Source organism: Shewanella sp. S23-S33, from assembly GCF_043359565.1.
Classification (GTDB): domain Bacteria; phylum Pseudomonadota; class Gammaproteobacteria; order Enterobacterales; family Shewanellaceae; genus Shewanella; species Shewanella oncorhynchi.
In genome coordinates, this window is sequence record NZ_JBHFFD010000004.1 from 1 (window position 1) to 22,763 (window position 22,763).

General features: G+C 45.2%; 19 protein-coding genes. 7 read left to right on the forward strand and 12 right to left on the reverse strand.

The annotated features are described in order from the left end of the window. The first annotated feature begins 217 nt into the window (after positions 1–217). The gene (locus tag ACHA99_RS00740; protein WP_006080618.1) at positions 218–403 is read left to right on the forward strand and encodes a DUF3545 family protein; all 186 of its coding nucleotides are present in this window, start codon (positions 218–220) and stop codon (positions 401–403) included. Between the two features lie 313 nt (positions 404–716). Here the strand turns inward: ACHA99_RS00740 and ACHA99_RS00745 are convergent, their stop codons facing one another. From ACHA99_RS00745 to ACHA99_RS00760, 4 genes are all read right to left on the reverse strand, one after another. Beyond that, the gene (locus ACHA99_RS00745) at positions 717–1,253 is read right to left on the reverse strand and encodes a hemerythrin domain-containing protein (protein ID WP_105249947.1); all 537 of its coding nucleotides are present in this window, start codon (positions 1,251–1,253) and stop codon (positions 717–719) included. A 236-nt stretch (positions 1,254–1,489) separates the two neighbouring features. Next, complete coding sequence (locus ACHA99_RS00750; protein WP_393940360.1) at positions 1,490–2,221, reverse strand: hypothetical protein; 732 nt, start codon at positions 2,219–2,221, stop codon at positions 1,490–1,492. After that, positions 2,214–2,819, reverse strand: coding sequence for a sigma-70 family RNA polymerase sigma factor (locus ACHA99_RS00755; RefSeq protein WP_105249949.1), 606 nt, complete (start codon positions 2,817–2,819; stop codon positions 2,214–2,216). The genes ACHA99_RS00750 and ACHA99_RS00755 overlap by 8 nt, the downstream gene beginning before the upstream one ends. Before the next feature lie 45 nt (positions 2,820–2,864). Then, on the reverse strand, positions 2,865–4,736 hold the full coding sequence (locus ACHA99_RS00760) for a von Willebrand factor type A domain-containing protein (RefSeq protein ID WP_393940363.1): 1,872 nt from the start codon (positions 4,734–4,736) through the stop codon (positions 2,865–2,867). Between the two features lie 232 nt (positions 4,737–4,968). Between ACHA99_RS00760 and dauA the strand changes: the two genes are divergently transcribed. The 4 genes from dauA (at position 4,969) to ACHA99_RS00780 (ending at position 9,992) form a co-directional block, all read left to right on the forward strand. Then, positions 4,969–6,738 carry a C4-dicarboxylic acid transporter DauA gene (gene dauA / locus ACHA99_RS00765; RefSeq protein WP_393940365.1) on the forward strand — a complete coding sequence of 590 codons (1,770 nt, stop codon included), beginning with the start codon at positions 4,969–4,971 and terminating at the stop codon, positions 6,736–6,738. A gap of 242 nt (positions 6,739–6,980) precedes the next feature. Next, positions 6,981–7,472 (forward strand): 5-(carboxyamino)imidazole ribonucleotide mutase, encoded by a 492-nt coding sequence (gene purE, locus ACHA99_RS00770; protein ID WP_168823554.1) that lies wholly within the window; start codon positions 6,981–6,983, stop codon positions 7,470–7,472. Further along, the gene (gene purK, locus ACHA99_RS00775) at positions 7,472–8,575 is read left to right on the forward strand and encodes a 5-(carboxyamino)imidazole ribonucleotide synthase (protein WP_393940369.1); all 1,104 of its coding nucleotides are present in this window, start codon (positions 7,472–7,474) and stop codon (positions 8,573–8,575) included. The genes purE and purK overlap by 1 nt, the downstream gene beginning before the upstream one ends. Before the next feature lie 163 nt (positions 8,576–8,738). After that, complete coding sequence (locus tag ACHA99_RS00780) at positions 8,739–9,992, forward strand: diguanylate cyclase (RefSeq protein ID WP_106649726.1); 1,254 nt, start codon at positions 8,739–8,741, stop codon at positions 9,990–9,992. 180 nt (positions 9,993–10,172) lie between these two features. On the opposite strand, the gene ACHA99_RS00785 is transcribed toward ACHA99_RS00780, so the two are convergent. The 5 genes from ACHA99_RS00785 to ACHA99_RS00805 all read right to left on the reverse strand — a co-directional run bounded on the left by ACHA99_RS00785 (position 10,173) and on the right by ACHA99_RS00805 (position 16,713). Then, a complete protein-coding gene (locus ACHA99_RS00785; protein ID WP_393940372.1) occupies positions 10,173–10,790 on the reverse strand; it encodes a hypothetical protein in 618 nt (205 codons plus the stop codon). A 167-nt stretch (positions 10,791–10,957) separates the two neighbouring features. Continuing rightward, positions 10,958–11,422 carry a hypothetical protein gene (locus ACHA99_RS00790; RefSeq protein WP_286993070.1) on the reverse strand — a complete coding sequence of 155 codons (465 nt, stop codon included), beginning with the start codon at positions 11,420–11,422 and terminating at the stop codon, positions 10,958–10,960. Continuing rightward, positions 11,419–13,068: a glutamate--cysteine ligase gene (gene gshA, locus ACHA99_RS00795; protein WP_393940376.1), complete on the reverse strand. Its 1,650-nt coding sequence runs from the start codon at positions 13,066–13,068 to the stop codon at positions 11,419–11,421. Before gshA ends, ACHA99_RS00790 begins: the two co-directional genes overlap by 4 nt. A 185-nt stretch (positions 13,069–13,253) precedes the next feature. Continuing rightward, the gene (locus ACHA99_RS00800; protein ID WP_393940379.1) at positions 13,254–16,106 is read right to left on the reverse strand and encodes a M16 family metallopeptidase; all 2,853 of its coding nucleotides are present in this window, start codon (positions 16,104–16,106) and stop codon (positions 13,254–13,256) included. A 181-nt stretch (positions 16,107–16,287) separates the two neighbouring features. Further along, the gene (locus ACHA99_RS00805) at positions 16,288–16,713 is read right to left on the reverse strand and encodes a YqaA family protein (protein ID WP_168823565.1); all 426 of its coding nucleotides are present in this window, start codon (positions 16,711–16,713) and stop codon (positions 16,288–16,290) included. A gap of 292 nt (positions 16,714–17,005) precedes the next feature. On the opposite strand from ACHA99_RS00805, the gene ACHA99_RS00810 reads away from it, so the two are divergent. Then, complete coding sequence (locus ACHA99_RS00810) at positions 17,006–18,259, forward strand: dicarboxylate/amino acid:cation symporter (protein ID WP_393940381.1); 1,254 nt, start codon at positions 17,006–17,008, stop codon at positions 18,257–18,259. A gap of 232 nt (positions 18,260–18,491) precedes the next feature. Next, positions 18,492–18,659 (forward strand): hypothetical protein, encoded by a 168-nt coding sequence (locus ACHA99_RS00815; RefSeq protein ID WP_212601273.1) that lies wholly within the window; start codon positions 18,492–18,494, stop codon positions 18,657–18,659. 164 nt (positions 18,660–18,823) lie between these two features. Here the strand turns inward: ACHA99_RS00815 and ACHA99_RS00820 are convergent, their stop codons facing one another. From ACHA99_RS00820 to ACHA99_RS00830, 3 genes are read right to left on the reverse strand one after another with little or no spacing between them, the layout of a single operon-like run. Next, positions 18,824–19,954 carry a sodium ion-translocating decarboxylase subunit beta gene (locus tag ACHA99_RS00820; protein ID WP_263180745.1) on the reverse strand — a complete coding sequence of 377 codons (1,131 nt, stop codon included), beginning with the start codon at positions 19,952–19,954 and terminating at the stop codon, positions 18,824–18,826. Positions 19,955–19,962: 8 nt separating this feature from the next. Continuing rightward, positions 19,963–21,789 (reverse strand): sodium-extruding oxaloacetate decarboxylase subunit alpha, encoded by a 1,827-nt coding sequence (gene oadA / locus ACHA99_RS00825; protein WP_393940385.1) that lies wholly within the window; start codon positions 21,787–21,789, stop codon positions 19,963–19,965. An 11-nt stretch (positions 21,790–21,800) separates the two neighbouring features. Next, complete coding sequence (locus tag ACHA99_RS00830) at positions 21,801–22,067, reverse strand: OadG family transporter subunit (protein WP_168823576.1); 267 nt, start codon at positions 22,065–22,067, stop codon at positions 21,801–21,803. Positions 22,068–22,763: the final 696 nt, after the last annotated feature.

Sequence of the window (22,763 nt, forward strand, 5' to 3'; positions counted from 1 at the left end):
AACTGATCGGCATTAAGCAATTGCTGGCTTTTTAATTCTACCCCGTTCTTTTTATTAAGTTTTCCTGCTTAACTCCGCTCTACTTCTGCATATAACATCAATGACATATCACTCAAAGTTCATTTCAACTTAACACAAATGAAACATAATTCTTGCACCCTGTTTTAAAAATATGTTATTTAATCGCTGACAAAACATACAACAACAGGAGGTTGCCATGGATCGTTTAGATTATGGTTGTGCGCTAGATGAAGTCGTTGAAAGACCCGATCGTTCGCGAGGCTCCAATAAAAAGCGTAAATGGCGTGAAATCGAAGCGTTAAAAGATAAGCATCGTTTGCTCAAAGAACTCCAAGAAATCGATAATAACTTTAACTACGACATTGATGCTATCCAGTTGTAATTACATGTTTATATGAGCTAGTTATCATTTCAAACATGAATAGAAAAGCGCCCTTCGGCGCTTTTTTTATTTACAACTATTGGAGAAAACAGAATATAAGCGGGGTATGGCCTTACGAGCCGGAGCTTTAAAAACACATCAAAAAAACCAGTAAGTTACGATAAAAACCAACGTCATCAACACCGATAATACTTTACAAATCCCAACCAACTTTGGCTCACGAGACATCGCCGTCAGAATCAAAAATGTGCTCCTCAGCCGTATAAAAACACCAGCTTAAGCCGACAACATGGACCCAATAAACTAAAGAGTATTAGTCAGATGCTGTGAGATAAACCCGTAAATCTTCAAATTCTTTCTGCTCTCGGTCAAGAAACAAAGGATCATCGATCAGCGATTTCTGACACTCTAACTCAATAACTTGCCAATCTTGCTCAGTTAAACTTTTGGCTAACAAAGGAAATATTTCCCGTTCCTCCATCTGCATATGTCGCTCTTGCAATGCGACATACTCTGCAAAATCAACAATCAGTTTCTCGCGGGCAACCACAATATCACTGAGGATCAAGTTTAAAGTCGCCATCAAGGTGGCCGAGGATTGGATCACCGACTCATGTTCGGCACTCAATTTATCGATAGTATCGTTCGTTTTATGGGCTAGGTAGTAGGCATAAATAATGTCTTCAATGGGATGATGGCAACGTTCAGCATATCCTTGCATATATTCAACAATATCGCGCACGACGCTGAAGTTGATTGACTCACCTTCGGATAGTTTCATCTGCTTGTTTTTTAAAACATTTAGCAATACAGCTATATGTTTATGATCATGCATGAGTCTTTTAAGCATAATGCCTCCTGAATATGGGTCTGACTATTGATACTAGCCAAGTCGTGAACTAACACCAATATAACAGGCTAAAACCTGTTCACTTTATGATGTTGATCAAGTAAATCACATACCAAACAGTAAACAGACCACAAACATTAGCACGTCTCGGCATATTTCAGGGAAATTTAGCTGTTTATCTCACCACTTTGCGATTTCTAATCACTTTTTTATTACTAAATACCACAATCACATAGTCATTTGGCAAGCTGATGTAATTGCTGTTGTAGCTTTTTAAACTCAAGTCTTAATACTTGCTGCGATTCGATTTGCTGCGCTTCATCGACATCCTTAACTGCAAGATACGGGTAATCTTTGAGCAGTTTTTGTTCCAGCACGAATGCTTGCTCAGTCTCCTTCGCTTCGATGAGGACTTGTAACCGATGTAAATACTCAGTCAATGACACTTGATTGATTTCAGCAGACTCAGATAATTTTGGTGCATTCATAGACCTTGCAGCGATAGCGGGGCTAATTGTATCCTGCTGCTCAGTTGCTCCCAATGCGGCTTTAGCTTGCTGCATTTCCGTCTGTCTTTTATGTTCAGCCACGGCTTCTGTTTGCATTTTTAAAGATTGCATCGCTTCAGTATCAGCCATTCTTGCCATCGTTTGTGGCGCGGGGGCACTCATCACCATAGGACTTGGAACAAGTGTATCTTCGACTTGAGGTCGATTCAGCACCAGCAGACCAACAACAAGCACTAACGATGACGCGCTCGATAACGCCCAAGGATGGCGTCGCCAGACAGAACTTGGCGCTTCAACGGCGGTTATTTTGCTTTGATGCATTTCAGCTAAGTGAGTTTGCGCCAGCTGTAAGATATCTTGATCGAGTTGCTGCGGTGGAACCTCTAAGGCCTGTTGGCGATACCAAGCCAGCACTTCCTGTTGTAATGCGCGCTCATCAGCACTTGAAGAATTACTCATGACCCGCCTCCTGCCATTTCGCGCTGACACAATCTTTTAGGCTTTGGTAAGCATAACGAATACGGCTTTTAGTCGCTTCTAAGGTCACGCCCGCAATGTCGCTAATGATGGCAGCCGTAAAACCCATTTCAATATTCAGGATAAATGCCTCTTTCTGAACTTGGGGTAACAGTGCGATACAGGTCTTTAGCAATAAGCTCTTTTGCGCTTCTTGCCACTGCACATCGGGCTTATCTTGCTCACCCGCCACAAAAGTATCGAGTCCTGCATCATCTTCATCAGTAGCGACTAAATCCACGGGCTTAACCGCCCGAACATGATCAATCAATAAGTTATGAGCGATACGATACAACCAGGTAGTAAACTTAGCACTGGCTTCATAGTTAGCCGCAGCGCGGATCACCCGCCCCCAGGTTTCTTGATACAAATCTTCAGCTAACTGCTTATCACCTAACTGGCGTACAAAATAGCGATAGAGTGCACCTTTGTGCTTCAGGTATAACTGTTCAAATGCTTTTGAATCGCCCTTGGCATAGCACAACATCAATTGCTCATCTGAGTGCTCATGGTTTGATAATTGCGCTATTGCTAATGCCACGGGAAATTCCTCGTCATTGGGGTTAGCCCCACGAATTTACTTTTACTATTGTAATCTCTCATTGCGCGTATTGCTCTTGTCTCTCACAGGCTCGCCATGAAGCTTATCTTGGGGAGGAAAAGGTTTATCCGTACCATCGAATACCTTCTTAATCGGCACATGATTAGATTGCTCTATGGCCGCGGCGGTTTCCATTAATTGCACAAACTCATGGCGATATCCAAAGGGATCGTCCCCTAATGCCGAACGTGCTAACTGGCTTAACTTAGTATAATCAAATTGATGTAGATAATGGCTGCCATTCAGTAATTGCCCTAATCCTGCAACCGCTGCTGCAAATCTAAAATCATCACTCGCTTGTTCTAACAGCTTAACATTTTGGTCTAACCTGATGGGATAACTCAGTAACTGACTCTGTGTTTGTTCTGGCAACTTGTATCTCAGTTTAAGGAAAGCGATTTCTTCACGGCTGTATTTTTCTTGCCCCGTTTGAGCATCAACGCCATATCTGAGTTTATCATTCGCCATCTGCCCTGCTTCAACATATCTTAATTCATATAAGGCAGTCACTGTATGACCCGCGCCAATTTCGCCCGCATCCACCTTATCGTTGTTGAAATCCTCCCGTGCTAAAGCACGATTCTCATAACCGATTAGACGATACTCAGACACTAAGGCCGGATTAAACTCCACTTGCACTTTGACGTCTTTAGCAATAGTGAACAAGCTTGAACTTAACTCGTCCACCAGCACTTTTCGAGCTTCATTCAGGGTATCGATATAGGCATAGTTACCATTGCCCTTATCCGCTAATTGCTCCATGAGTTGATCGTTGTAATTCCCCAAACCGAACCCTAAGGTTGTCAGGCCAATACCATGATCTTTTTCCTTCTCAATCAAGGCAATCAAATCATCAAAATCTGTCATACCAACGTTGAAATCACCATCAGTCGCAAGGATGACTCGATTAATACCATGGGGGATAAAATGCTTTTTCGCCAATTGATAGGCTTGTGTGATTCCTTGCCCACCATTGGTTGAACCACCTGGGCTCAATTGCTCTAACGCATAGGTTAAAGTTTGAGTGTCATTCCCCGACGCGCCATCGAGGACGATACCGGACGCTCCAGCATAAACCACAATAGAAACTTTATCCTGCGCGCTTAACTGCGCTGTTAGCAGCTTTAACGCCGTTTGCAGTAAAGGCAATTTATCGGCAGATGCCATAGAACCTGACACATCGAGCAAAAAGACTAAGTTACTGGCGCCTAACTGAGATTTAGGTAAGTCATACCCTTTAAGACCAATCCGTAACAGCACCATGTCATCGTTATAAGGGGATGGCGCAAGCTCTGTCGTAACGCTAAACGGCGCGGTATTTTTAGCAGGTAAGGGATAATCGTAGGCAAAATAATTGAGCATTTCCTCAACTCTGACAGTGCCTTTCTCGGGCAAGCGCCCTTCCCTCAGCATCCGCCTTAAGGTGGCATAACTGCCAGTATCGACATCGATGGAAAAAGTCGATACTGGGATTTCTCCTGCCACCATGATGCCATTTTGCACCAGCGGCTCGAATTTATTTTGTGCTAACGGAATCGCGGCATAGTCTGACGGCGTTGGGGCTATGTTCATTCCCATCACTGCACCATGGGTAGACATTTGCATCGGCGCCGCGACTCTGGCCATCTCAATCTGAGTAGCATCACGCATTTCAGCACGGCGCAGTGACACTTCTTTATGACTCTGCTCAGCTTGCAGCTCCGCTTGTCGTTGTTGAGCCTCAGAGCCTTTACCGCCACAGGCCGTTAAACTCAGCATGACTAAGAATAAAGCTGCGCTATTGCTCGCCGATATGCTGGCGTTTCCCCAAGGTAATAAGGAATGTGCAATGGTTTTCTGGGAGTATATTGTTTTCATGTTGAATGCCTTTGATGTTGACCTAAGGCTGTAAACGGCGCAAATGACTAAAAGGGTTAAAGTATCAAAATATTTTACAAACCACTCTTAAATGAGAATCAAACAGCCTCCAAGCACACTATTTATACAAAACAAAGTATTTTCAATCGTTTTTGCAATCAAGCTCACACTGCGTCTTGTATCAGGTCACTAAAATAGAAGCTTGTTACTCGCCTCGCTATGGGACCCACTCGTGTCACACTCAGCTCATTTGTTTTCCCTAAGAATCGCCCACGCACTCACAGAAGCTTGCGTGAAGGATAAGTATTCGTTTAAACGTTTTGGGCAAGATCTTCTTGCAGGTCTCACTGTCGGCATTATTGCCATTCCGTTAGCAATGGCATTAGCCATTGCCAGTGGAGTTGCACCTCAATACGGTTTATACACTGCGATTGTCGGCGGTTTTATTATCGCCATATCTGGCGGCTCACGTTATAGCGTGTCAGGCCCGACAGCGGCATTCGTAGTATTGCTCTATCCGATAGCCCAACAGTTTGGTTTAGCAGGATTATTAATCGCAACTGTGATGTCCGGAATGATACTCGTCGGCATGGCAATGCTGCGACTTGGCCGATTAATTTTGTATATCCCTGAATCCGTCACCTTAGGCTTTACCGCGGGGATAGGTGTCGTCATCGCGACCTTGCAGCTCAAAGATTTTTTCGGACTCGAGATAGCCCAGATGCCAGAGCAATATCTGGCTAAGTTGATGACATTAGCTCAAGCGCTACCCTCGGTGCATTTACCTAGCCTACTGGTAGCATCCGCGACCTTAGCGACTATGCTACTTTGGCCAAAACTCAAAACACCCGTGCCAGCGCACCTTCCAGCTATTATACTCGGCACTATGTTCGCCTTGGTTCTCAATGCTATGGGTGCAGATATAGAAACCATAGGAACCCGTTTTCACTATCAACTGAGTGATGGCACCACAGGCATGGGAATTCCTGCCGTATTACCCAGTTTCGAATGGCCTTGGCTGCAAGCTGGCGCGAATGGCCAAGCCTTTCAGTTTAATCTCGCGACCTTTCAAGCCTTATTACCTGCCGCCTTTGCCATTGCCATGTTAGGTGCAATTGAATCGCTACTGTGTGCAGTGGTGCTCGATGGTATGACAGGTAAACGTCACAGTGCCAACAGTGAATTACTAGGCCAAGGTATAGGTAATATCATCACGCCGTTTTTTGGCGGTATTCCGGCCACTGCAGCAATTGCCCGTAGCGCGGCAAACGTCAAAGCGGGCGCTCAGAGCCCGATAGCGGCCATGATCCACGCCATAGTAGTCTTAATTGGTTTAGTCGCCTTAGCGGGCGTATTAGCTTATTTGCCCATGTCAGCCATGGCAGCCCTGCTACTTGTTGTGGCTTGGAACATGAGTGAAGCCCACAAGGCACTACATTTAATTAAAACTGCGCCCACCAGCGATATCATGGTTTTTGTCAGTTGTTTTTCATTAACAGTTATTTTCGACATGGTGATCGCCATCAGTGTGGGAATTATCCTTGCTGCCTTGCTGTTTATGAAAGAAATTGCCGAGATGACAAAGCTTTACGATATCAGCACCAACAAGCGTTATGTGGATCAAGAGCTACCTGCCGATTGGGCTGTCCTTAAAATTAACGGGCCGCTATTCTTCGCTGCTGCTGACCGCATTTTCTCCGAAATCGCGAGTCTCACCGAAGATAAACAAGTGATAGTGCTTTATCTCGATGGAGTATCTATTCTGGATGCGGGAGGATTAGCCGCACTGACGAAGCTGATTGAAAAATGCAAAGCGAATAAGACTAAGCTCATTATCGCCGATCTGCAGTTCCAGCCCATCCGAACACTGGCGAGAGCGAAGATCCAGCCAATTGAAGGTGTATTGAAGTTTTACTCGACCCTACGTGAGGCAATGACAGAAGCGCCAGTTATCACTCAGCAAACTGAAATCACTGCGGATAAGCAGACTCTCAGGGCTTAATGTTGCTGACTTATCTCAAAGGCCAACCTCAGTGTTGGTCTTTTTTATAGCTCCATCACCTCACCTATTCATCGCCGCGAAAGACGTTTTTTCACACGCAAAAACGGGCAGAAATCGCTAGGATCATGGTATTATTCAGCGCCATGATGCTAGCTACCGATGACGGCTAGACAAGCATCAACTGTACCTAGACCTGAAACAAGGTCAAAATATAATTAAAATTAGTGAGTTAAGGAGTTATCATGCAAGCCCTTGTTGCTGTTGTTATGGGTTCTAAAAGTGATTGGCCCACGATGGAAGCCGCCGCTGAGATAATGGATAAACTGCAAGTGCCTTATCATGTTGAAGTGGTTTCCGCCCATAGAACGCCAGATAAACTCATGGAGTTTGCAGCCTCTGCCGCCGAACGTGGTTTTAAAATCATCATTGGTGGCGCCGGTGGTGCAGCGCACTTACCCGGTATGATTGCCTCTAAAACTCGCTTACCCGTATTAGGTGTACCAGTCCAAAGTAAAGCCCTGTCAGGTATGGATAGCTTATTGTCTATCGTTCAAATGCCAAAAGGCATCGCCGTCGGCACCTTAGCCATAGGTACAGCGGGCGCATTCAATGCGGGATTATTGGCCTGCCAAATCCTTGCGAATAACGATACAGAATTAGCGGCTCGTGTTGACGCTTTCAGAGAAGAACAGACCCGTGCGGTACTGGACAATCCAGACCCGAGGGAAGTCTAATGACCCAGACAAACACTAAACCTAAGGTTTGGGTATTAGGTAATGGTCAGCTGGGCGCCATGTTGACCCACGCTGGTGAGCCATTAGCGATTGAAGTTAACGCCGTCGATATCATGACACCTACGGATGACATTCTGCCACTCGCGCCCCACGACATTATTACCGCCGAGCGCGAACAGTGGCCAGAGTCCGCCCTGAGTTTACAACTCAGCTCACACCCCCATTTTGTTAATGGTCCGGTATTTAGCCGTTTAGCCGACCGTTTTAGCCAAAAGAGTCTACTCGACCAGCTCAGCGTTCCCACAGCGCCTTGGACCTTAGTCGACGATAACACCCAAGTCGATACCCTGTATCAGCACTATGGTCCTAGAGTCTTGATGAAACGCCGTACCGGTGGTTATGACGGTAAAGGTCAACATTGGCTAAAAGAAGCCGAAGCGGGTGATATTCCAAACGATTGGCGTAACCTTGCGATTGCTGAGCAAGCGATTAATTTTGATGAAGAAGTATCATTGGTTGGCGTGCGTACTCGCGAAGGCGAATGCGTGTTTTATCCGCTGACGCTGAACTTGCATCAGGACGGCATTTTAATGGCGTCGATTTCGCCACTGGCACGCTTAAACCCCTTACAAGCCCAAGCCGAAGCTATGCTCAGCGCCATTATGCACGAGCTTGAATACGTTGGCGTAATGGCGATGGAATGCTTCCGTGTTGGCGATGAGTTACTGGTGAATGAGCTGGCGCCGCGAGTGCACAACTCTGGCCATTGGACTCAAGCCGGAACCCATATGGATCAATTCCAGCTGCATCTTAGAGCACTTTGCGGAATTGCGATCACACAGCCACAAGTGAATTTTCAGTGTGTTATGGTCAACCTTATCGGTATCGATAATGACCCACGTTGGTTAAGTTTGCCCAATGCTGAGTTGTACTGGTACAACAAAGAAGTGCGCCCAGGTCGTAAAGTCGGACATTTAAACCTATCAGTGCCAAATCAAACTGTGCTCAACCAGAGCATAGCCGCACTGCAAACTTGGATGCCAATCCAATACCAAGCACCATTAGCTTGGATATTGGCCGAATACGCAGAAAATTCGCGTTAATTCAGTATTTAGTACCAAAATCACTGATATGAAATTGTTCACAGTTTCATATCAGTTTATATTTTAATTTTCGTTATATACTTAACTGAACTCAGTGTGAATACGTTAGTGATGTATAGCATTCAATGATTACTAGCAATGACACAGATAAAGGAATAGTCGAGTGAAATTAAGGGATAATTTCAAACGTAAGACCATAGATCGCTTAGATTATCGCTATCATCTGCTACTGCTTATAGTGCCGATATGTCTATTCATCCTGCTGTTTATCTTTAATGCACCCACAGAAAATTGGACTATCCTGCCCTTACTGTTTGTTTGCATCATTTATATTTTTGCCTACAGCCTAATTTACTACTTGCATCAGGGGCGTTTAACTCGACTATGGCAGCATTTAGAGCAAGTCGTCACCATCAACGATGCCATCTATGAACTCGCCCATCTCTCGAGCCATTATAAAAATGAGCATGCCTTTCTGGACGCCTTACTCAATAAAGCCGTGTACGTGATTAATGGTGCCGAAATGGGCAGCATCATTAAAATCAACGAGGTGAATAATAAACTGTATTTTGAATCTGTCGTGGGGCTCGATTTAGCAAAGCTCAGACAACTGGATTTTACCTTAGAGCAAACTTTTGAATATCGACTCACTGAAGGGAGATGCGATCAAGTGGTGGTCATCAATGATATGAAGAATATCAATGCAGCTAGCACTTTAACGGAAGATGATCAAAAAGTGTTACTCTCAGTGTCAAAGCAGCCGATACGCTCAACCCTGTCTAGCCCTATTCGTATTGATGGCAAACTGTATGCCATGCTCAATCTCGATAGCAGTAGCCTTGGCGCCTTTAGCGATTACGACCGCAATCTTGTCTCTATCCTAACTCACGAAGCTAGCAATGCCATTGCGCTCTATCAGAAGTCACTGCAGATCACTAAACTCGCCAATTTTGATCCATTAACAGGACTTTATAATCGAAAGAATTTTGAAGATGAACTGCACCACTGGCAGCACAAACCTCACTTAGGCAGTTTTTTAATTATTATCGATATGGACAATCTCAAGTCCATTAATGATGCCTATGGGCACCAGATGGGTGATGTTGCCATCAAGCGAACAGCCACCGCCATGCTCACCTATTGGCAAAATAAAGGCATTATTTCCCGTTTTGGTGGCGATGAGTTTGTCGCTTTATGCCATGGGCCGTTAGCTCAAATTGAACAAGACTTAGATGATATGCGCAAAACCTTGAATCAAGGTTCAGAGCTTAGCCTAGGTTTTAGTTTTGGTATTGCCCCCTTCGAAGCCGATTGGTATCAATCCTTTAAGACTGCAGATCATGCTATGTATGAGCAAAAGCGTGCGAAGAAAAAAGCCATTCAGGCATTAGAAACCTTCGCAGTGAAAGCGCAATAAATCAATTGAAGTATGGTGCTGCAGCCGATGTCAAAAGGCTAATATCAACAATCAGTAAGCGTCGGAGTTGAATATCTGAGTTTAAGATTTGAGTTTACTATCTCGATTAAATATCTAAATTGAACACCGACAGTCAGCCATTCTCACTTAAGTGGCTGACAATGATATAAAAACGTAATCCTAACCAAAAAATAAACGCCACAGCCAAGATGAATCTAAATCTTCTTGGCAGGTTTTATATTGAGCCGCGTAGCGTTTCGACCTCGCATCCACCTTGTTCGCCACTTTCACTAACCACGCCTTAGATTTGTAACTGCCACGGCGATAACCGCCCCAGCCTTCGTGATAATTAAGATACTGCGCCCGCGCATCCCATTTAGATACGCCATTTATTTTATGGGTTTTGCTGATAAACCAGCCCATAAAATCCAAGGCATCATCGAAATCACTGCGGCTCGACCAACTGTTTCCCGTCTCACGCACATAATCATCCCACGTCATGGTCTTAGCCTGCGCATAACCATAGGCATCGCTGGCACGGCCAATTGGAATAAAACCTAAAAAGTATTCCATCGGTGGCGCGGCGTTGTGCTTGAATGAGCTCTCTTGATACATCATAGCTAACGGCACATGCACTGGCACACCCCATTTATCACGGACATCTTTAGCGGCATCGTACCAATCTCTGTGTTCTTGAAATATCTCACACAAATTTTCGGGAGACTTAGGCGGAGATGTCGCGCAACCTGACAAGATGCCGAGACTTGCGCAGAGTAAGATAACGGAGGACTTATTCATTAATATCATGTTCTTTGGAGAGTTAGCTCGCGCCATAATGTCATAGACTCAGGCTGAGGCAAGCATAAAAAGCCTTTTTTGCGCTTAGAAGATCTCAACGCTAGGGGCTAAATCAATATGACTTAAATCGTATGTTGCTGGCTTACCACTTGAACTTAACACTTTGGCTATTTCGTTTCGGGACTCAGCTCAAACTGACACTCATGATCTTCTTGCTGCCACACGCCGGGTTCCCAATACGCAGTGTCTTTACCCATATAGCGCTTATCTGTGTGAAATAACGCACCGATATGATAACGCTGATGACTTTCGACATTGAGCTTGAATACTTTGGGTGTCCGCGCGGCAAGCGTAACTGACAAACTTGGATCATCAATCAGTTCCGCAACGGTAAATTCATATTCGCCAGGCGCTAACTGATAATTAGGCTTAGAAACGACAGCCTGCCCGTTTAAATGGGTCACCACCACTCGATACCAGTGAGTACTGGCATCGGGCTGCAAATAACCAGACACAGTACCACAGCCCAGTGGATCTTCTGGTGCCGCGGCGCAGCCAGATAACAAGGCGCTGAGCCCAATCAAAGCTACACGGGCACGTAGGCCAGTGAAAGAGAATACCCCCTCTTTCACTGCTTCACTCCAAAGTAATCTTCCAGATAATCATCGAATGAAACTGCACTCTGCGCCGCCTCTAGTTCAGCTTGCTTGTTAAGCGAACTGGATGCTTCAGCTTGATACTGCGCTATGGTCTCGCTCGACAAGGGATAATCGATAAAGTATTGGTAGTATTGCTGCGCTAACGTCATCACCCACTGACCATGATCTTGGCCCTTGTTGATCACGTTTTGCAGTACTTGTCCCGACAGGGTTAAATTCGGATCTTCAGCCGCTTTACGCCAATGGGCCAAAGCCACTTGATAATCCGTCCCCTCACCATCAAGCAATACAGCCAAAGGTTGCAAGGCATCAAACAACTCTTCTAACCAAGATTTAAGCGAACGTGAACCGTCTGCGGTTAATAACTCAAGCCCAGGTTTACGGCCTTCAAGCACCACAGCTTTAAGATTTGCGCTTAATCTCGCCTCTTCGCTCGCCTCAGACTTAGGCGACTGCGTTAATAAACAATAGAGTAGGAATAAATCAAGGAAACGTACTTGTGTCGCCTCAATGCCAACTGGGCTAAATGGATTAACATCCAGCGCTCTCACTTCAATGTATTCCACCCCAGCACGGGCCAGAGCTTCAGACGGTTTCTCGCCACTACGTGTGACCCGTTTCGCACGGATTGGCGAGTAGAACTCGTTTTCAATCTGCAATACATTGGCATTAAGTTGACGATACTCACCATCGGCTTTAACGCCGATATTAGCAAAGTTTGCTGAAGGCATTTTAGTGGCAGCATTCACGCCAGCCAGATACTCAGGCAAAGAGTTATAGCTGATATTTAGATCTTCTTGCTCTTTGTTGGTGTAGCCTAAATCACTCATACGCAACGAAGTGGCATAGGGCAGATACAGAGTACCGTGGCCCGTTTTTTCAAACTTGAGGTCGGTTTTTTGATCTTTAATAAAGGAGCTACATAACGCTGGCGAGGCACCAAATAAATAAGGAAGTACCCACACTAAACGGCGATAGTTACGGATCAAGCCGAAATAGGATTCTGAAATAAAATCATCGTAAGTTAACTCTTTATCACTTAACTCATACAGGCTTTGCCATAATTCTTGCGATACCGAAAAGTTAAAGTGCACCCCAGAGATGATCTGCATCAGGGCACCATAACGATAGGTTAACCCCTTACGATACAAGGTTTTCATCATGCCAGTATTCGATGAGCCATAGCGGGCAACGGGGATCTGTTGCTCATCTTTCACATAGCAAGGCATGCTCACGGGCCACAAACGCTGACCATTTAAGTGGCGCACGCTGAAGGCATGAGTCTCAGTTAACCCTGTGAGAAGTTGCTCAACATTGTGATTTACTGGCGTAATAAACTCGAGCAAGGCTTCACTGTAATCCGTCGTAATACGTGAATGCATTAACGCCGAGCCTAAGGCTTCTGGATGCGAGTCTGTAGCGAGATAACCAAACTCATCAATCCGCAACGCCTCACGTTCTATGCCACGTAACATACCCAAGAGTGCGGTGCGCCCATTGGCGTCCGAGAGATGTTGTACTAATTCATTGAATGACTTCAATTTGCGCTTCTCTAATTGGTGATTCGCTATCGCGACAAGGTTAACAGTCAGACCTTTATTTTGAGGCTTATCTTGCAAAATATGCCTCAAAATAAATCTAAACCTGTCTGTGGGGCAAGCCAAATTCACACCTTGTATGATTAAAAACAGACGGTGACAGCTAATGCTGTCACCGTCTTTCGATGTAAATCCGGTAAATATAGGGCAAATAGTCGTTAACTAATGCACCCGTCTATCTACCTATATAAGGGCGAAATACTAATTTACAATACTAAAGTTTCAATTGGATAGCCCAATACCGCTAAATCCGCTTCAATTGTCGCTTTATCTCCCACCACCAGAATCACCATTTTATTGATATCTAGCTCGGAAACCGCGAGAGCATTGAGTTCATCTTTTGTTACAGTATTAATGATCTTGTCCTGTTGAGTCGTAAAATCTTGACTCAATTGGTAACGTTGGATCATCCGCATAAAGCCCGCTTTTTGATACGGTGTTTCATAATCAAGAGCTTGCCCTTGAGAGACTGAATTACGCATAAAGGCAAGTTCTGCATCTGTCATGCCCTGCTGCTGATAAGTACTGATTTCTTTTACAAACTCAATGAGTGCTTTCGCCGTCACGTCACTGCGAACGTTACTTGATGCGACAAAATCGCCCACTTCAGCACCGCCAGTAAAACGAGTGCGAGCACCATAGGTATAACCTTTATCCTCACGTAAATTCAGGTTGATACGGCTATTGAATGCGCCGCCTAACGGATAATTCATCAGATAGGATTTAAAATAATCCCCTGTGGCATCGTAGGGTAATGCGCGCTTGGTAATATTGATTACCGATTGCGCCGCACCAGGTTTATCAATCACATAAATTGTGCCGCCTTTTAATGCAGGGAGTGGCTTAAGTGGCGGTACCACAGCTGCTTCTCCTTTCCACTGGTTTAATCCCGCTAATTTAGGCAGCAATGCAGATTCAGATAAATTAGCAACAGTGACAATTTTAGCGTTGCCGCCTTGATACTGCTGGGCATAAAACGCTTTTACATCGGCTAACGTAAGCGCCGCGACTGAATCGAGCGTACCAAGATCATTCACACCTAACGCATTGTCTTTACCGTATAACAAGGACGACAACGCCGTATCAGCCAGATAGCTAGGATCGGACTGCATATGCTGGATCTGTTGTAATTGCTGCTGTTTCACTCGCGCAAAGTCAGCTTCGCTGAACGCTGGCTGAAACAGCTTTTCTTCCATAATCGCCAGCGTCTCATCTAAATGTGCTGTCAGAGCCGATACTTTGATCGAACTTTGATATTCAGACGCACTAAAGTCGACACTACTACCTAGCATTTCTAAGGCTTGTGATAGTGCTTCACTGCTGCGCTTCTGGCTCGATTCATTAAGCATTTCCGCAGTCAGCGTTGCTAAGCCTGCTTTTTCGACGGGTATGAGTCTGTGACCACCATTGAGATAAACAATTAACTCAACTGTTGGTGTTTCAGTACTTTGAGTGCCCATGACTTCGATGCCATTGGCTAAGGTTTTTGTCCAAATTTTAGGTACTTTGAGCATAGGTGCAACGCCAGATGCAGGCATCTTAGTCCGATCAAAACTTGAAACAAGTTCAGGCTTGGGCAAATCCCCCTCTACCGCAGAGTGTGCAATCGGCAACGTTGCAGGTGTGAAGTTATCCACATGGGCAATAAGTGACGTCATTCCCTGCGGCACCACACTCATAACCACCATAGGCTTATCTTTAATGTATTGCTTAAACACGCGCATCACATCGTCTTTGGTCACATTGGCATAACGATTCAGATCTGAGGCAATCATGTTCGGATTGCCCGACAGCGTTTGGTTCATCGCTAAGGTCGACACTTTGCCAGAAACACTCTGCAGGCTATAAATAGTATCAGCCTCAAACTGCACTTTGACTTTTTGCAGATCGTCATCGGTAACGCCACGTTGCTCAAACTCCTTAATCGAGTCGAGAATACGTTGCTCCAGATCTGCCAGTTTGCCGCCCTTTTCAGGATTGGCTAAAGCATAAATCGACATCTGACACGCAAGCTCTTGACAAGGATGACTCACATTAGCCTGCACGGCATAACCGTCCTTAACCAAGTTTTTATATAATAAGGATGTTTTACCACCACCTAAAATATTGGCTAACAGATCGAGCGCGGCTTCATCAGGATGCCTTGCGTATACGGTTGGAAAACCAATACGGATCAAAGGCAAGTGCACTTGATCTTCCATGGAGATGTAACGCGTTTTATCTAAGTTAACCAGCGCCTTTTGCTCTAACGAGACTTCAGGACCGCGGGGGATTTCACCAAAATATTTATTGACCCAGGCTAAGGTTTGCATTTCATCGAAATCGCCACCTATGGTCAAGGTCGCATTGTTAGGGCCATACCAACGTTGGAAAAAGTGTTTAACATCATCAACCGTGGCGCGATTAAGATCGTCCGGCCAGCCAATTACAGGCCAAGAATAAGGATGACCGATAGGATACATAGCTTGGCTAAAACGCTCACTCATGCGGCCATAGGGCTGATTATCGATACGTTGTGCGCGCTCGTTTTTGACGGTTTCGCGCTGCACTTCGAATTTTTCACTAGTGAGTGCCGGCAACAAAAAGCCCATACGGTCCGACTCGAGCCACAACATTTTTTCTAATTGATTGTTGGGTACTGTCTCAAAGTAATTGGTTCTGTCGGTATTGGTCGTGCCATTTAGGGTACCACCGGCTTCGGTAACCACTTCAAAATGCTGTTCATCGGCAACATGCTGCGAGCCTTGGAACATCATGTGTTCAAATAAATGCGCAAATCCCGAACGCCCAGCTAATTCACGGGCAGAGCCCACATGATAAGTGACGTCGACATGCACTAAGGGATCGGAATCATCTTGATGTAAAATAACCGTTAACCCATTGGCTAATTGGTACTTTTTATAGGGGATCCCTACTTGCGAATCGGCCAATTGCACATTTTCGATAAGTTTAACGCCTGCGGGCAAGTTCGCCGTAGTCGTTTCAGATGCACAACCCGCAAGTGCGGCAGAAATTGCGACCGCTAATATCCATTTCTTCAAAACATTCCCCTCATACATCAATGGGCCAAAAATACAGCTTCATAATCATAGTGCTGCATTTAGTCATAGTGCGCTTAAATGATTAAGCATTGGGATTTATGACTCGCAAAATTAACACTAAGTTCCTATCTATACAGTAAATTCAGTCTAAACGGAAAAACACTCCCCGCCCTTGACCACTAAATGCATCCTAGCGCCATCATGCCATCCATTGCAGCACGGCAGCGGCAACAATTAAGTAACGAATTGTTTTACCGATTAAAATCATCACCAAAGAAGGTATTAGCGGTAGCCTCAACCAACCCGCCAATAAACAGAGAATATCGCCGACAACCGGTGCCCATGAGAGTAACAACGCCCATACGCCGTAGCGTTCAATCAAGGTGAGCCCCTTTGCGTGTTTACCTGTCGCTAACGCTTCTGGTGATTTTGCGAGGCGACCTAAGCGGCCTAAATAGAAACTGGTCATCGCGCCCAACGTATTGCCAATACTAGCCACCACGACCAGCGCAACCCAAGCCTCTGGAGTTTTGTTTAATAGCGCCACGAGTAAGACTTCAGATCCCCCCGGTAACAAAGTGGCCGCTAAAAAAGCGCCGGAGAACATAATGCCTAACTCAGTCATAATGGCTTACTCAATGATAAATCTCTCTTTTTGTATTCAATGCGATAAGGTTTGTCATGGGTTAATTGAATGTTTCACTTAATCTTTTTACAACAAACTCACTTATCACAATAAGTTATAAGAAAAACGGTTTGTTATAACCCTAGCTCTGTCGATACAATAGGTTAACTATGGCAGGCAATAACCATGCGCATGACTGAGAGCGCGTTAACATCACGCTCAACTCGTTAAATACGAATCCTATCATCGCAGGCCTATTGGCTCACTCTTAATTTATTTTTCTGGAATATGCATGATCCTTCAAACCATTAGCCGCATTCCGTTTTGGCAAAAAGTCTTAGCAGGCTTTATCTTAGGTGCGCTCGTTGGCGTTATTTTAGGTGAAAGCGCCACAGTGCTAAAACCATTAGGTGATCTGTTCATTGGGGCCATTAAGATGTTGGTCGCGCCTTTGGTATTTTGTGCCATTGTCGTGAGTATCACATCGCTCAACTCGCAAACCAGCCTGAAACGCCTGAGCTTGAAAACTTTAGGTATGTTCATGCTGACAGGCACAATCGCCTCTCTGATCGGCTTAGCTGTGGGCTCAATGATCGACATGGGTGGCACCATGCAACTCACAACGACTGAAGTGCGCGAGCGTAATATTCCCGGTTTCGCACAAGTGTTGCTCGACATGATCCCTGTCAATCCTTTTGCTTCACTCGCTGAAGGCAATGTACTGCAAATTATCGTGTTTGCAGCTTTGGTGGGTATCGCTATTAATAAAGTCGGCGAGAAAGCAGAGCCATTAAAACGCACCATTGAAGCAGGTGCTGAAGTCATGTTCCAACTGACTCGCATGGTCTTAAAACTCACTCCTATCGGTGTGTTTGGTTTAATGGCGTGGGTTGTGGGTGAATATGGTTTATCCACCTTATTGCCTTTAGGTAAGTTTATCGGGGCTATCTACATTGCTGCCTTTATCCACATCATCTTCGTTTACGGTGGCTTAGTGAAATTTGTTGGTGGTTTAAGCCCACTGCAATTTTTCCGTAAAGCTATGCCAGCACAGTTAGTCGCCTTTAGTACTTCCTCAAGTTTTGGTACTTTACCTGCGAGCACTCGTGCAGTCGAAACCATGGGCGTATCAAAGCGTTATAGTGCCTTTGTGATGCCATTAGGTGCGACCATGAACATGGACGGCTGTGGGGGTATTTACCCTGCGATAGCCGCTATCTTCATCGCTCAAATTTACAATATTCCGCTCGACACACTGGACTATGTGATGATCGCCGTGACTGCGACAGTGGCTTCTGTTGGTACCGCTGGCGTACCAGGAAGTGCGATGGTGATGTTAACTGTCACCTTAGGTGTGATTGGTCTGCCACTTGAAGGCATTGCCTTTATCGCCGCGATTGACCGTATTATCGATATGATCCGCACAGCAACTAACGTGACGGGCGATATGATGACTGCTGTTGTGATTGGTAAATCCGAAAATGAACTCGATGAAGTACAGTTCTATTCGAACGACAATCAAGACGTTACACCAGTGAGTTCGTAGCAATAACAATACTGTATAAAAAGTATTAAGCTAAATCATCAGTACCATTGACCACAGTAAGAGATCGCTTCGGCGGTCTCTTTTATTATCCTGCAAACGGTCTTTAATCTATTGGCTTTAGAAGCCACAATCGACTTCGACAGTCTCTATTAACTGCAAAATAGGTTACTCAAATAAGATCAAGCTGTTAGACTCTAAAACCACTCTAACTCACACTTTAGCAGAACAGATAATGACGAGACTCTTCCTTATCCCGCTGATCCTATGTTTGTTTTGGGCATTATTTTTAAAAGCCAACAAACTCACGCTAAAACAAGGCCAGCGAGGTTTTATCTACATTATCGGTATAGGTGGCGGGCTGATTTTAATCCTTATGGCATTACTCTGGTTAACTGCTTAGTTTAATACCAAGGATTCATTTTCTAAATTAGACTTAACAAAAAGCCAACTCAATACTGAGTTGGCCTTAGTGATAAAACAGCGTTAACAACTAGAATAAATTCAAAGATAAACCCGCTTAATTTACCCACTCAGTCAAGCCCAATCAGTTAACCCACTCTGTCATCAACCCAGCACGGCAAGTAAAATCCCCGCAGCCACAGCAGAACCTAGCACTCCCGCCACATTGGGACCCATGGCGTGCATTAACAAGAAGTTGTGTTGGTTGGCCTCTAATCCAACTTTGTTCACGACTCGCGCTGCCATAGGTACAGCCGACACCCCTGCGGCACCAATCAACGGGTTAATCTTACCACCCGACAACTTACACATCAGTTTTGCCATCAATACACCTGCAGCAGTACCAATGCCAAATGCTAACGCTCCCAATACCAAAATCCCTAAGGTTTCAAGCCGCAGGAATTGGTCGGCAGATAACTTAGAACCGACTGCTAACCCTAAGAAAATCGTAACGATATTGATAAGCTCGTTCTGCGCCGTTTTCGATAATCTATCCACCACGCCCGATTCACGCATCAAGTTACCAAGACAAAACATACCCACTAACGGCGTGGCTGCAGGTAGGAAGAGAATCGTTAATCCCAGTACCATCAAAGGGAAAATGATCTTTTCCTTTTTACTGACTTCGCGCAACTGCTCCATTTTAATTTCGCGCTCGGCTTGAGTTGTCAGTAACCGCATGATCGGCGGTTGAATAATCGGGACTAACGCCATGTAGGAATAGGCCGCGACCGCAATCGCCCCCAATAACTCAGGCGCCAGTTTTGAGGCAAGGAAAATCGCCGTTGGTCCATCAGCACCGCCAATAATCGCAATGGCCGCCGCGTCCTTGATAGTGAACTCAAAGCCCGGCACTAAGTTCAGCGCTATTGCGCCAATCAGTGTCGCAAAAATCCCAAACTGCGCAGCCGCCCCTAATAACAGAGTTTTAGGATTCGCGATCAAGGCACTAAAGTCGGTCAGCGCACCGACGCCCATAAAGATCAACAGTGGGAACACCCCAGTCTCAATCCCAACATGATAGGCGTAATACAGCATGCCACCTTCTTCGGTAAATCCCGCATGGGGAATGTTAGCCAGCACTGCACCAAAACCAATGGGCAACAATAGCAAAGGCTCAAATCCACGCACGATGGCGAGATACAAGAGCAAAGCGCCCACTGCCATCATCAACACTTGCCCGCCAGTAAAGTGAGCGATACCTGTCTCGGCCCAAAAAGCCATTAAACCTTCCATAATGACTCCTACGCCAAGGCCAGTAATTGAGAACCCACAGACACTGAGTCACCTTCTTTCACCCAAATCTTAGCGATAATACCATCGCCCTGTGCACGAATTTCGGTTTCCATCTTCATCGCCTCAAGGATGATCACGACATCGCCTTCACACACTCTATCGCCTGGAGAAACATGCACTTTGAAGATGTTGCCCGACAAAGGCGCGCTCATTTCAAGCCTGATTTCACCATGGCTTTTTGCTGGCGTTGTACTATCAGTCACAGCTTGCATAGCATGAACACTTTGTCCCTGTGGCTGGATTTGCGAGATCTCACCGCCTGCGGCGACTTCAACTACGTACTCTTGCCCTTCGACTGTTACCGTGTAAGTTTCTGGGCCACGATCCGCAGCATTAGAAGCAGCAAGTACCGAAGTCAATTCAGGTTTAGGCTCAAAGGCACTCGGATCGTCACGATTCTTTAAGAACTGCAATCCTATCTGTGGGAAGAGTGCATAGGTCAGCACATCATCGTCATGCTCTGACGATAGGCGAATGCCTTGTTCCTGTGCTTTGCCTGCCAACTCTAACCTTAACTTAGCCAGCTCCGGCGTTAATAAATCTGCAGGGCGACATGTAATAGCTTCGGCTCCTTGTAAGACTCTGGCTTGCAATACAGCATCCACAGGCGCAGGCGTCGCGCCATATTCGCCCTTAAGCACACCTTCAGTCTCTTTGGTCAGTGACTTATAACGCTCCCCCATCAACACATTAATGACCGCCTGCGAGCCGACAATCTGCGATGTAGGTGTCACTAAGGGCAAAAAACCTAAGTCAGCACGCACGCGGGGAATTTCTTCCAAGACCAAGTCCATCTTATCGGCCGCGCCCTGTTCCTTAAGTTGGCTCTCCATATTGGTCAGCATGCCACCAGGCACTTGTGCACGTAAGATCCGCGAATCAATGCCTTTCAGCGCGCCTTCAAACTTAGCGTACTTCTTGCGTACTTCACGGAAATAAGCGGCAATCTCCTCAAGTAATACCATATCGTAACCAGTCGCACGCTCAGTATCTTCCACCATAGCGATAACGGTTTCAGTAGCAGTATGTCCATAGGTTTGGCTCATCGACGAAATTGCCGTATCGAGCACATCGATACCCGCTTCAATGGCTTTCTGATAAGTGGCGGTACTTAATCCTGTCGTCGCATGACAATGCATAGATAACACGAGTTGCGTTTGGGATTTTAGTCGACTGATAAGCTCAAACGCTTCCATAGGCTTAAGTAAGCCCGCCATATCTTTGATACACAAAGAATCACATCCCATATCTTCGAGACGTTTTGCCATATCAACCCAAGTCTCTATGGTATGCACAGGGCTAGTCGTGTATGAGATAGTCCCCTGCGCATGGCCGCCAACTTGGCGCACCGCTTTCACCGCAGTTTCGAGATTACGAACATCATTCATTGCATCGAAAATACGAAATACATCGACGCCATTAGTATGAGCACGCTCAACAAAACGCGTGACTAAATCATCGGCATAATGGCGATAACCTAATAAGTTTTGGCCACGCAGCAGCATTTGTTGCGGCGTATTCGGCATCGCCTTTTTCAACTCACGAATTCTGTCCCAGGGATCTTCACCAAGATAACGAATACAGGCATCAAAAGTCGCCCCACCCCAAGATTCCAACGACCAGAAACCAATCTTATCGAGTAACGGCGCTATAGGTAACATGTCATCAATGCGTAAGCGCGTCGCTAAAATGGATTGATGTGCGTCCCGCAATACGACATCAGTTAAAAATAATGGCTTAGCCACTGCTGTCGTAGAATTAGATACAAAAGTCATACTGCTCCCCATTACTTAATCTGTGAACGATACTGCTTTACCGCTAGTGAAATCGCAGCGACCAAGCTTGGATCTAAAGGTTTAGCATCAGATTCCGCTACCCTCTGCTGACTCTTAGCATGATTTTTAGCAAAACGTGCAGATGCAGCATCGACTGCACACCAACGCGCAACCAAATGAATCCCAAGGATTAGTACACTTAAAAATAAATAAACTAAGCCCATCCCCAAAAACATAATGCCAACGGCATCCAATAAAGATTGCGTTACATCCTCCATAGCTCCCCTCCCCCTTACGCTCTAGATCCCTATCAACAGCGCGATTGCCCCAAAATCATCGCTATCGCATTACAAGTTCAAAATTCATCAAATGAACTGCTCACAAACTATGGTTCTTCCGTAAACAGACACATAGCAATCACCAATCAGAAAAAATCGAATAAAAAATCACATTTTAAAGCTAACTAATCACACAACAAGAAAACCAGCTGAACTCAACCTGCTACGAACATAACCAATTCATAACAAAAAACCATATCAGTGTAAATTGGTCTTACCAATATTAAGTAAATCTACAGGCGACAAGTTATTAATCCTCATAAATCGAGCGATTAATTCAATATTCCATAATGAAACAAACATAATGTTGGATTTAAGCTGAAGTGATGTCTTAGGCTAAAAAATGATTCCTAAATTGAAAACAACGAGCATAGGAATAAACCAAGTGAAAAAATATGCAAATTTAACAATCCAAGCTACTGCCATCTGACTAAGTGGCAAAATAAAAAGAATATTGTTCTGAAGACATTGTTTGAAGAAGAGAAATGGGTTCAATTCAGCAAATTAAATCAACTTAAATGCCCCCTAGATACCAACACAGAGCAGTGCCTAGCAATACGGTTGGTGTGTGGAACGGCTATCTTAAAAGATAAGCAACAGTGCTACCTGAGCTAGAGCTCAGTAATTGAAATGGCT